The sequence below is a fragment of the Kocuria kalidii genome, assembly GCF_044462225.1.
GTDB lineage: Bacteria > Actinomycetota > Actinomycetes > Actinomycetales > Micrococcaceae > Kocuria > Kocuria kalidii.
In genome coordinates, this window is sequence record NZ_JBISWJ010000035.1 from 1 (window position 1) to 11676 (window position 11676).

Here is an 11676-nt window from a genome sequence, read left to right on the forward strand (position 1 = left end):
CCGGTCCCATCCCGAACCCGGAAGCTAAGACCCACAGCGCCGATGGTACTGCACCCGGAAGGGTGTGGGAGAGTAGGACACCGCCGGACCACACCCAGGAAGGGTCGAGCCCCCGCACACGGTGTGTGCGGGGGCTCCCCACATTAAAACCCCCGACAAACAACCCCGATGAACGACCGTCGACGACCGCGGAGGGCTGCGGGTCAGAACGGTCTCCCTGACGGGGCCGGCTTTCGCTCGTCCGGTTCACCCCCGTGCGCGGCGGCGGTTCCGGCACCATGAGTGCATGATCCGACGTCCGAGAGGCCACGAGCTGGGGGAGATCCAAGCCCTCGAGGCGCGGGCCGGCCGGTTGTTCGCAGACCTCGGCATGGACGCCGTCGCCGACGACCCCCCGCCCGGAGTCCCGGAGCTCCGTGAGGACCTTCGGCGCGGTCTCATCTGGGTGGCCACCGACGACCACGATGCCCTCGTCGGCTATGTCCGTACCGGCTGGATCGACGATGCTCCGCACCTGGAGCAGATCACTGTGGATCCTGCGTTCGGCCGCCGTGGTCATGGCCGTGCCCTGGTCGCCCGGGCGGAGCAGTGGGGCAGAGCGACCGGCGCGGGCCGGATGACGTTGACCACCTTCCGTGATGTCCCCTGGAACGCCCCCTACTACCGGCGGCTGGGCTGGCGAGAGCTGTCCTCGGATGCCATGGGCCCCGAGCTCAGAGCCGTCCGTGCCGCCGAAGCGGCGCGTGGTCTCGACCGGTGGCCCCGCACGGCCATGGTCAAGGACCTCTAACGGTCGTCGTTCGGCCGGCCGCTCCGGTGCGGGGGCCTGGCGTTGTTCGCAGACATCGGCAGTGCTGAGCCGTGGCCGAGCCCCGGGTCGGGGACCCGCCCGTGCGCGGACCGCTCCGCGCACCTCTCGGTCCCGTCCCGCACGGAGTACGGTTGTGCTGTGGACGATCCCGATCTCGTGGCTCTTCCGGTGGGGTTCGTACGGTTCCATCGGCGAGCGTTCATCAACTACCAGCTCAACCGGGCGCACGCGCTGGGCTTCGCCGACCGCGACGAACTGGTCGAGGCCGCGGCCCACGTGCGGTCGATGGAGGACTGTGCCGGTGTGTTCGAGGCCTTGTCGAGCCGGGCGGCCGACGACGCCCGACCACGGCACGCGGCGGGCTACGCCAGAGTCGCGGAGTTCTTCACGCCGTCACGATCTGGCGAGAAGGTGGAGCGCTACCGCCGTTGTCGCGAGCTCTACGACATCGTGTTCGCAGGCACGCCCGTCGTCCGTCATGAGATTCCCTGCGCCGGCGGGACGGTCCCGGCCTATCGGCTGCCGGCGACCGGACCACCGACCGGCAGCACGGTGCTGCTGCACGGCGGGTTCGACTCTCTGATCGAGGAGTTCTTTCCCCTCTGGCAGCGGGTGGCCGCCGCCGGTTTCGACGTGATCGCCTTCGACGGCCCCGGACAGGGGGGTGCGCGGACGTTGCACGGGCTCACCTTCGACCACGACTGGGAGAAGCCGGTCGGCGCGGTGCTGGACCACTTCGGCCTCGAGCGGGCCGCGCTGGTCGGCATCTCGATGGGCGGGTACTGGGCACTGCGTGCCGCAGGGCACGAGCCTCGCATCCACCGGGTGGTCGCGTGGCCGCCGGTGTACGACTGGCTGCACAGGCTCCCGCCTGTGCTGCGCGGTCCGACCCGCACGATGGCGCGGCACCGGCGCTTCATGCGCTGGAGCGTACGCACGCGTGCCCGGCTTTCGCCGACCCTGCGCGTGGTGGTCGACCAGGTCCTGTACATGCTCGACAGCCACGACCCTGCCGATGTCGCGGACTGGTTCCTGGGCATGAACGCCGAGCACCTCGACAGCGGCCGGGTGGACCAGGACGTCCTGCTGATGTGCGGCGAGCACGACGCCTTCCAGCCTCCGGCGCTGACCCGGGCGCAGGCCGGAGCGCTCACGGCTGCCCGGAGCGTCACGACACGCATGTTCACCCGAGCCGAGCATGCCGACCAGCACTGCCAGATGGGCAATCTGGAGCTCGCCTGTCAGGTTCTGACCGCGTGGTTGCTGGCCTCCGACACGAACACGACTGCTTCCGGGACGGAGCCCGGTCTCTCCCCGTAGCGGGGCGAGGCCGAGAGCACGTGTCCCGCACGTCGTCGACGGGTACGTGCGAGTCGGCGTGCGCGCTCCTCCACCTTCCGGTCGTCCTCGTGCTGAGAGGGATGTGACGCCGGTTCTCCCGCACGCTGCGCGGAGGCGCACGGCGTCACACGAGCGGCGTGGCGCACCACGGCGCATAATGCTGGCATGGACGAGACGACCGATTCCCCTGACGCCCCGCGGGTCGCCGAGCAGCCCGAGCAGCTCACTGCGGTGGTGGCCGGGACGGTGGCGGCGGGTGAGTTGCGGGACTTCTTCGACCGGGCTTTCGGGGACCTGGGCCGCGTCATGGCCGAGGGGGCCTTCCAGCCGTCGGGTCCGCCCCTGGCCCTGTATCGCGGGGTGCCGGCCGAGACGGTGCATCTCGAGGTGGGTTTCCCGGTGCGCGGTGAGCTCGCGCCCAGCGGTTCGGTGCTGGCGAGCGGCCTGCCCGCCACCCGCGTGGTGACGTGCGTGCACCGGGGCGACTACGACTCCCTCGGGGAGTCCTGGCGACAGCTGGCGGACTGGGCCGGGCGCCGGGAGCTCTCCCTCGGGGAGCTCATGTGGGAGGTCTACGTGACGGAGCCGAAGCCGGGGGACGATCCGTCGGGCATGGTGACGGAGCTGTACTGGGCCGTGCGGGAGTGATGCCCGTGGACCTCCGGCCGTGCACGAGGAAGGCCCCGACCGTACGGTCGGGGCCTTCCTCGTGTGAGCCGCCGCCGTCTCGTCCACCCTGAGGCAGGCGCTGATCGGTCCGTCCCCCGTCAGCTCGACCCCAACGAGCGGTCCGGGACAGGACCGAGCGCAGGCGGTGCCCGGGGATGCCGGGCGGCGCGCCCACCACGGGGTGGGAGGTGCGGGGCTCCGCGGTCGTCGGCCGATCTTCCACCGCGCAGGAGCCTGATCGGATCGGGCCGGAGGGCTCTCGGGCCTGCTTATACAATGGGGGCGATCATCCTGGCGGGCCGTCCACCGGTCACCGCCGACATGCACGAGAGCCGGCCACTTCTGCGTCGGCACAGAGGAGCGGCACGTGTCCGAGTCTTTCCAGCACGGGTCCCGGGACGAGCACCGGAACGGGAGTTCCGGCGACCGCCGGTCCGGCGGAGGCACGGGGCGCGGCGGCGACCGCTCCGCTCCCGCGCCCCGGCGCCGGACGGACGACGAACGGCGCAAACCCTCCCGCGACGCGCGGGACGACGACCGGAGTGCCGGCGGGGCGCGCGGACGGGGCTCGGAGGCTCGGAAGGACACCGGCTGGAGCAGGAACGACCGTCAGGACGACCGTCGTGGTGGCTATGCTCCGCGGAGTGGTGACCGTCGGGAGGACCGTCCCGGTGAGCGGGGGCCGCGCCGTGACGGCGAGGGCTATCGCGGGCAGCGCGACGACCGTCGTGGTGGGTACGGCGGTGACCGCCGGAGCGAGGACCGGGGCGGCCGTGACGACCGTCGCGGTGGCTACGCCCCGCGGGGTGGTGACCGTCGGGAGGACCGTCCCGGTGAGCGGGGGCCGCGCCGTGACGGCGAGGGCTACCGAGGGCAGCGCGACGACCGTCGAGGTGGGTACGGGGGTGACCGCCGGAGCGAGGACCGGGGCGGCCGTGACGACCGGCGCGGTGGTTACGCTCCTCGGGGTGGTGACCGGCGCGGAGGGTTCCCGGACCGGAACGAGGGCTACCGCGGGCGGCGCGACGACCGGGACGACGTCTCCACCCACCGTCACCGGGCGCCGGAGGTCGACGAGGACATCACCGGGCGCGAGCTCGACAAGCCGACCCGTGCCCAGCTGGGCGCGCTCGAACCGCGCAACGCGGAGGCCGTCGCCAAGCACCTGGTCATGGCCGGGCGTTACCTGCTGGACCTCCCGGAGCTCGCCCTCGAGCACGCGCAGGCGGCCGGACGACGCGGCGGCCGCATCGCCGCGGTGCGGGAGGCGACCGGCATCGCGGCGTACGAGGCCGGTGACTACGCGCTGGCGCTCAAGGAGCTGCGGACGTTCCGCCGGATGACCGGCGCCGACGTCCACCTTCCCCTGATGGTCGACTGCGAGCGGGCCCTCGGGCGCCTGGACAAGGCCGTGGAGCTGGCGACGTCCGAGGCCGTGGACTCGCTCGAACCCGCCGAGAAGGTGGAGCTGGCCATCGTCCTCGCGGGCATGCGGCGCGACCAGGGGGACGCCCAGGGCGTCGTGGACGCGCTGACCATTCCGCAGCTCGACAAGAACCGGGGCTTCCCCTACAGCCCGCGACTGTTCCGGGCCTACGCCGAGGCGCTGCGGGGTGTCGGGAGGGACCGTGAGGGCCTGACGTGGGACCGGCAGGCCGTGGTGGCCGAGGCGGCGCTCGGGACGGGACAGTTCGCCGAGCCCGAGATCATCGACTTCGACGACGAGGAGGAGACCGAGCAGGTGCCGGCGAACGGCGTGGCCCTGGCCGACGCCGAGGAGCCGGTCGCTGAGCCGGTCGCGGAGCCGGTCGGGGAGGCCACCGGGGTGCAGGCCGCGGGCGACGCGACCGGTGCGGACGACGGTGACCGCCCCGACGACGAGTCCGAGGACGTTCTCGACGAGGGCGCAGACGAGGGCGCCGACGAGGAACCGGAGGACACGGAGGACCAGGAGGACAGGGAGGAGGACCTGGACCCCGACGACGACTTCGAGGGCGGTTCCGAGGCCGATCTCGACCCGGACGACGATGCGGAGCTCGTGGACCTCGACGGCGAGGCCGCGGGCGACGGCGAGGACGGCGGTCCGCGGCATGGCTGAGCGCCTGCTCGACCGGTTCGACGCCGTCCTGAGCGATCTGGACGGCGTCGTCTACGCCGGTCCGCACGCCATTCCCGGAGCGCCGGAGGTCCTCCGCCGGATCTCGTCGGACGGTGTGCCCGTGGTGTTCGTGACGAACAACGCCTCGCGCTCCGTCGCGACCGTCGCCGAGCACCTGACCGAGCTGGGTGTGCCCACGGGGCCCGACGGCGTCGTGAGCGCGGCGCAGGCGGGGGCGGAGCTGCTGGCGCAGCGACTCCCGGCCGGCACCTCCGTGCTCGTCACCGGCTCACAGGCGCTGGCCGACGTGGTCGCGGACGCCGGACTCGTCCCGGTCCGTGCCCAGTCCGACGAACCGCGCGCCGTGATCCAGGGCTTCGACCCCGGGCTGGGCTGGGCCCAGCTGGCCGAGGCCGCCTTCACCCTGGCCGATCCGGACGTGCTGTGGGTCGCGACCAACACCGACCGCACCATCCCCCAGGCGCGCGGGATGGCCCCCGGCAACGGCACCCTGGTGGCCGCCGTGGCCGCCACCACAGCGCGCCCCCCGGTCGTGGCCGGCAAGCCGGAGGCCCCCATCTTCCGCACGGCCGCGGAGCGCGCCGGCAGCACACGGCCCGTGGTGCTGGGGGACCGGCTGGACACCGACATCCGGGGCGGCAACGCCGCCGGCTTCGCGACGATCGCCGTGCTCACCGGGGTGGACACCCTGCACACCATTCTCGCGGCGTGCACGGCCGAGCGCCCGGACCACGTCGTCGGCACCCTGGACGCCCTGTTCGAGCCGTACCCGGACGTGGAGATCTCGCCCTCGCCGCAGGGGCACACCGCCCGCTGCGGGGCCGCGGAGGCGGAGGCCGACGGCGCGCGGCTGCGGATCCGGGGCGACCGGGGCGACCTCGACGCCTGGCGGGCCGCGTGCGCGGCCTGGTGGGCGGCGCACCCCGACACGGACGTCCCCGTGGTCCCCGACCCGGAGTGGGAGTCCGGGTCATGAGCGGGGACCCCGTGCCGCAGCACGCACCCGGGACCGGGAGCGCGGTTCTGCACCCGACCGGTCACGCCCAGGTCGACGCCGTGCTCGAGCGCGCCGCGGAGCTGGAGCTGCTGCCGGTCGCGGAGCACCCGGCACACTACGAGGTCCTGCACGCGGCACTCGTCGCCGCGCTGGACGCCGAGCCCGGCACCGAGCCCGCCGGACCCGTGCCCGCCGGACCTGTGCCGGACACGCCGGCCCTGCGGGGGGAGGCCGGGCCCCGGTGAGCACCCGACTGGACCAGGAGCTGACCGTGCGGGCGCTCGCCCGCTCCCGGACGGTCGCCGTCCGCTGGATCGAGGAGGGACGGGTGCTCGTGAACGGCCGGCCGGCGACCAAGCCGTCCGCCCGCGTCGGCCCCGCCGACCTGCTGGAGGTCCGCCCCGCGGACGTCCCCGACTACGTCAGCCGCGCCGGGCACAAGCTGGCCGGGGCGCTCGCAGCCTTCCCGGGCATCGAGCCGGCGGGACGGCGGTGCCTCGACGCCGGCGCCTCCACGGGAGGGTTCACCGACGTGCTGCTGCGGAGCGGCGCCCGGGAGGTGGTCGCCGTGGACGTGGGCCACGGCCAGCTGGACAGCTCGCTCCGGGAGGATCCCCGGGTCCGGGTGCTCGAGGGCATGAACGTGCGCTGGATGAGCCCGGAGGACATCGGCGGCCCCGTGGAGCTCACGGTCTGCGACCTGTCGTTCATCTCGCTGACCCTGGTTTTGGCCCCCCTGACCGCCGCCACGCTGCCCGGAGGGGACCTGGTGCTGATGGTCAAGCCCCAGTTCGAGGTGGGCGCCGACCGTCTCGCCCGGACGGGCGTGGTCACGAGCGAGCCGGAGCGGACGCGGGCGGTCGAGGCCGTGGCCGCCGCGGCACAGGTGCAGGGGCTGTCGGTGCTCGGCCGGGAGCGGAGCCCCCTGCCGGGCCAGGACGGCAACCACGAGTTCTTCCTGTGGTGCCGCCGGAACCCACCGTCCTGACTGTCGCCGCCCTCGCGTAGGGTGGTGAGCGGTGCCCGGTCCGCGGGCACGGCGCGCGCCAGGGGCCGGTCCCGGCCACGACGACGCCCGCGTGCACCGAGCAGTCGAGGACGGGAGGACCCGGTGAGCAGGAAGATCCTCGTCATGGCCCACATGGGCCGGCAGGAGGCCAAGGACGCCGCCCGGGACTCGTGCTTCCGGCTCCACGACGCCGGTCTGGTCCCGGTGGTCTCGCGCGCCGACCTCGAGGCGCTCCAGGAGGACGCGGTGCCCCTCCCTCCCGTGGAGATCATCGAGGAGGACGTCTCCCTGCGGGAGGTCGAGCTCGTCATGGTGCTCGGCGGCGACGGGTCGATCCTGCGGGCGGCGGAGCTGGTGCGCAGTGTGGACACCCCGCTGCTGGGCGTGAACCTCGGCCACGTCGGCTTCCTCGCCGAGAGCGAGCGCTCCGACCTGAACGAGTCCGTCGACGCCATCGTGGACGGGCGCTACACGGTCGAGCAGCGCATGACGATCGACGTCACCGTGTGGCAGGAGGAGAAGAAGGTCCTGCACACCTGGGCCCTGAACGAGGCCTCCGTGGAGAAGGGCGATCGCGAGAAGATGGTCGAGGTGGTCATCGAGGTGGACCGGCGGCCGCTGAGCACGTTCGGGTGCGACGGCGTGGTCCTGGCCACCCCGACCGGTTCCACGGCCTATGCGTTCTCCGCCGGCGGGCCCGTCGTGTGGCCCGAGGTCGAGGCGCTCCTCATGGTGCCGCTCAGCGCCCACGCCCTGTTCTCACGGCCCCTCGTCGTCTCCCCGAACTCCATGATGGCCGTCGAGGTGCTCACCCGGACCGACGCCCGCGGCGTGCTGTGGTGCGACGGGCGCCGGACCACCGAGCTGCCGCCGGGATCCCGGATCGAGGTGGTGCGCTCCCCGAAGGCCGTGAACCTGGCGCGGATGCACCGCACGCCCTTCTCCGAGCGGCTCGTGAAGAAGTTCGAGCTGCCCACGAGCGGTTGGCGCGGCCCGGTCCCCCCGCACGAGGCCGTCGCGGCCCGGACCACTGCCCTTCCCACCGTCCGCGTCGACCAGTCCGCCGCCGGCCAGGAGCACGAGCCGCAGAAGTCCACCGTGGGGCACGAGATGCCCCACGAGACCGTCCCCCCGCCCCGGGGGACCCGCGACGAGACCGGGGGACCGACCGGATGATCGAGGAGATCCGCATCCACGACCTCGGCGTCATCACGGACGCCGTGCTGCCCCTCGGACCCGGGCTCAGCATCCTCTCCGGTGAGACCGGTGCCGGCAAGACCATGGTGGTCACCGCCCTCGGGATGCTGCTCGGCAACCGGTCCGACGCCGGGGCCGTGCGCTCCGGGGCGCCCCGAGCGGTCGCCGAGGCCGTCGTGCGGGTCCCGGCCGGCCACCCGGCCGCGGCCCTCGTGGAGGACGCCGGCGGCGCCGTCGACGTCGAGTCCGTCGGAGCGGTCGAGGAGGCCCTCGTCACCGTCGCGCGGACCGTGACCGCCGAGGGGCGCAGCCGGGCCCATGTCGGCGGCCGCTCCGCACCCGTGGGCACGCTCTCCGCCGTGGGACAGACCCTGGTGGCCGTCCACGGACAGTCCGACCAGCTGCGGCTGAAGTCCCCGGCCGCGCAGCGCCACGCGCTCGACCAGTACGCGGGGGAGGAGCTGACCGCGGACCTGCGCCGCTACCGGGAGCGGCTCGCCGAGTACCGCACCGTGCAGCAGACCCTGCGGGACGTCACGGAGCACGGCCGTGAGCGCGCCCTCGAGGCGCAGTCCCTGCAGGGGGCCCTCGAGGAGATCGACGCCGTGGACCCCGAGCCGGGGGAGGACGAGCGCCTCGACCAGGAGAGCCAGAAGCTCACCAACCTCGAGCAGCTGCGCGCCGCCGCGCTGACGGCCCACGCCGCCCTCAGCGGCGGGGAGTTCGCCGACGGGGACACCCCGGACGCGACGGCCCTGGTCGCCGCGGCGCACCGGGCGCTGGAGCAGGAGGCCGGCTCCGACCGCGAGCTCGAGGAGCTCTCCGGGCGGGTCGCCGAGCTGGCCGTCCTCGTCAACGACATCGCCGCCGACCTCTCCGGCTACGCCTCCGGGCTCGACGACGAGGGTCCCGCACGCCTGGCCGAGGTCGAGGCCCGCCGGGCCAAGCTCAAGGCCCTGACCCGGAAGTACGGCGCCAGCGTGGACGAGGTGCTGGACTGGGCGGGGCGCTCGCGGACCCGCCTCGACGAGCTCACGGACGACCCCGCCCGGGAGCAGGAGCTGCGGGCCCGCCTCGAGGAGCTGCACGCCGCGCTGACCGACCTGACCGACCGGATGACCGAGCAGCGCCGAGAGGCGGCGCACCGGCTCTCCGGGGCCGTCAGCTCCGAGCTCACGGCGCTGGCCATGCCCAACGCCTCCCTCGTCATCGAGGTCGTGCCCACGGAGGAGTTCTCCGGGCACGGGCGGGACGAGATCTCCTTCCTCCTCGAGCCGCACGCCGGCGCCGCGCCGCGGCCCCTCGGCAAGGGGGCGTCCGGCGGTGAGCTGTCCCGTCTGATGCTCGCGATCGAGGTGGTCCTCGCCGCGGTGGACCCCGTGCCCACCTTCGTCTTCGACGAGGTGGACGCGGGCGTGGGCGGCAAGGCGGCCGTGGAGATCGGCCGGCGGCTGAAGATGCTCGCCCAGCACGTCCAGGTGCTCGTGGTGACGCACCTGCCCCAGGTCGCGGCCTTCGCCGACCAGCACGTCCTCGTCACCAAGAGCCCGGACGCCACGGTCAGCGACGTGCGCGTGCTCGACGAGGAGGAGCGCGTGGTGGAGCTCGCCCGCATGCTCGCGGGGCACGAGGACTCCGCCGCGGCACGGGAGCACGCCCGGGAACTGGTCCGGGACGCGGCGCTCTGAGGCGCCGCCGCGCACGGTGATCCACAGCACGCAACCGGTGTCCTGACAGGACAAGAATGATAGGGTCGAATTCCGTGGTGAATGCAAACGAAGCCGCCCACGAGGCCGGCGCACAGCAGACCGAAAACCAGCGACCTGGCAAGGTGACCCGTCAGATCTTCGTGACGGGCGGCGTGGCCTCCTCCCTCGGCAAGGGCCTGACGGCCTCGTCCCTCGGGATGCTGCTGCGGGCACGCGGACTCTCCGTGACGATGCAGAAGCTGGATCCGTACCTCAACGTCGATCCCGGCACCATGAACCCCTTCCAGCACGGCGAGGTCTTCGTGACCGACGACGGCGCGGAGACCGATCTCGACATCGGCCACTACGAGCGCTTCCTCGACGAGGACCTCGACGCCTCGGCCAACGTCACCACCGGCCAGGTCTACTCGACGGTCATCGCCAAGGAGCGCCGGGGCGAGTACCTCGGCGACACCGTGCAGGTCATCCCGCACATCACGGACGAGCTGAAGAACCGCATGCGCCGCCGTGCCCAGGACGAGGACCAGCCGGACATCATCATCACGGAGATCGGCGGAACGGTCGGTGACATCGAGTCCCAGCCGTTCCTCGAGGCCGCCCGGCAGGTGCGCCAGGACGTCGGCCGCCGCAACGTGTTCTACCTGCACGTCTCGCTCATCCCCTTCATCGGCCCCTCGGGCGAGCTGAAGACCAAGCCGACCCAGCACTCCGTGGCCGCCCTGCGCGGTCTCGGGATCCAGCCGGACGCGCTGGTGCTGCGCTCCGACCGGCAGGTCCCCGACACGATGCTGCGCAAGATCGGCAACGCGTGCGACGTCGACCACGACGCAGTGATCTCCTGCCCGGACGCCCCGAGCATCTACGACATCCCCCGGACGCTGCACTCGCAGGGACTCGACACCTACATCCTCGACTACCTCGGGCTGGGCTACCGGGACGCCGACCTGGCGCAGTGGGAGCGCCTGCTCAAGGCGGTGCACGAGCCCGCCCACTTCGTGACGGTGGCCATGGTCGGCAAGTACATCGACCTGCCGGACGCCTACCTGTCCGTGTCCGAGGCCCTGCGCGCCGGCGGCTTCGCCAACGACGCCCGCGTGAAGCTCAAGTGGGTCGCCTCGGACCTGTGCGAGACGCCGGAGGGCGCCCGGCGCGAGCTCGGCGACGTCGACGCCATCTGCGTCCCGGGCGGTTTCGGCATCCGCGGGATCGAGGGCAAGCTCGGCACCCTGCGCTTCGCCCGGGAGCACCGCATCCCGACCCTCGGCCTGTGCCTGGGCCTGCAGTGCATGGTCATCGAGTTCGCCCGCTCGGAGCTGGGCCTGGCCGGGGCCTCCTCGACCGAGTTCGAGCCGGACACCGGACACCCGGTCATCGCCACCATGGACGAGCAGAAGCAGTTCGTGGAGGGCGCCGGCGACCTCGGCGGCACCATGCGCCTGGGACTGTACGACGCCCAGCTGCGCCCCGGCTCCGTGGTGGCCGGCGCGTACGGCTCCACGGAGGTCAAGGAGCGCCACCGCCACCGCTACGAGGTCAACAACGAGTACCGCGAGCGCCTCGAGGAGGCCGGACTCGTGATCTCCGGGACCTCCCCGGGCGGCACGCTCGTGGAGTTCGTCGAGCTGCCCGCCGAGGTGCACCCCTACTACGTGGGCACCCAGGCGCACCCCGAGCTCATGTCCCGGCCGACGCGCCCGCACCCGCTGTTCGACGGACTCGTCAAGGCGGCCCTGGAGCGCCGGCAGGCGGAGGGCCGCTGAGCCCGCGCCCGTCGACGCACGGGCCCCCGGCGCAGGCGCCGTGTCCTCGCGGGCACCGGCGCCT

Annotated in this window: 10 protein-coding genes and 1 rRNA gene; all 11 read left to right on the forward strand. The window is 73.2% G+C overall.

Translation table 11 applies throughout. The features are described from left to right. Nucleotides 1–89, forward strand: a 5S ribosomal RNA gene (rrf, locus tag ACH9D3_RS05700); the annotation flags it as partial. A gap of 197 nt (nucleotides 90–286) precedes the next feature. Then, nucleotides 287–790 carry a GNAT family N-acetyltransferase gene (locus ACH9D3_RS05705; RefSeq protein ID WP_396410207.1) on the forward strand — a complete coding sequence of 168 codons (504 nt, stop codon included), beginning with the start codon at nucleotides 287–289 and terminating at the stop codon, nucleotides 788–790. A gap of 159 nt (nucleotides 791–949) precedes the next feature. Then, entirely contained in the window at nucleotides 950–2131 is a 1182-nt protein-coding gene (locus tag ACH9D3_RS05710) for an alpha/beta fold hydrolase (RefSeq protein WP_396410208.1), read from the forward strand. 186 nt (nucleotides 2132–2317) lie between these two features. Next, entirely contained in the window at nucleotides 2318–2800 is a 483-nt protein-coding gene (locus ACH9D3_RS05715; RefSeq protein ID WP_396410209.1) for a GyrI-like domain-containing protein, read from the forward strand. A 388-nt stretch (nucleotides 2801–3188) separates the two neighbouring features. Beyond that, entirely contained in the window at nucleotides 3189–4919 is a 1731-nt protein-coding gene (locus tag ACH9D3_RS05720; RefSeq protein ID WP_396410210.1) for a hypothetical protein, read from the forward strand. Beyond that, nucleotides 4912–5916 carry an HAD-IIA family hydrolase gene (locus tag ACH9D3_RS05725; RefSeq protein ID WP_396410211.1) on the forward strand — a complete coding sequence of 335 codons (1005 nt, stop codon included), beginning with the start codon at nucleotides 4912–4914 and terminating at the stop codon, nucleotides 5914–5916. Before ACH9D3_RS05720 ends, ACH9D3_RS05725 begins: the two co-directional genes overlap by 8 nt. Beyond that, the gene (locus ACH9D3_RS05730) at nucleotides 5913–6182 is read left to right on the forward strand and encodes a hypothetical protein (protein ID WP_396410212.1); all 270 of its coding nucleotides are present in this window, start codon (nucleotides 5913–5915) and stop codon (nucleotides 6180–6182) included. Before ACH9D3_RS05725 ends, ACH9D3_RS05730 begins: the two co-directional genes overlap by 4 nt. After that, nucleotides 6179–6925 carry a TlyA family rRNA (cytidine-2'-O)-methyltransferase gene (locus ACH9D3_RS05735; RefSeq protein ID WP_396410213.1) on the forward strand — a complete coding sequence of 249 codons (747 nt, stop codon included), beginning with the start codon at nucleotides 6179–6181 and terminating at the stop codon, nucleotides 6923–6925. The genes ACH9D3_RS05730 and ACH9D3_RS05735 overlap by 4 nt, the downstream gene beginning before the upstream one ends. A gap of 123 nt (nucleotides 6926–7048) precedes the next feature. Next, the gene (locus ACH9D3_RS05740; RefSeq protein WP_396410214.1) at nucleotides 7049–8122 is read left to right on the forward strand and encodes an NAD kinase; all 1074 of its coding nucleotides are present in this window, start codon (nucleotides 7049–7051) and stop codon (nucleotides 8120–8122) included. Next, the gene (gene recN / locus ACH9D3_RS05745) at nucleotides 8119–9831 is read left to right on the forward strand and encodes a DNA repair protein RecN (RefSeq protein WP_396410215.1); all 1713 of its coding nucleotides are present in this window, start codon (nucleotides 8119–8121) and stop codon (nucleotides 9829–9831) included. The genes ACH9D3_RS05740 and recN overlap by 4 nt, the downstream gene beginning before the upstream one ends. A 56-nt stretch (nucleotides 9832–9887) precedes the next feature. Continuing rightward, nucleotides 9888–11612, forward strand: a complete 1725-nt coding sequence (locus ACH9D3_RS05750) for a CTP synthase (protein WP_396398471.1) — start codon at nucleotides 9888–9890, stop codon at nucleotides 11610–11612. Nucleotides 11613–11676: the final 64 nt, after the last annotated feature.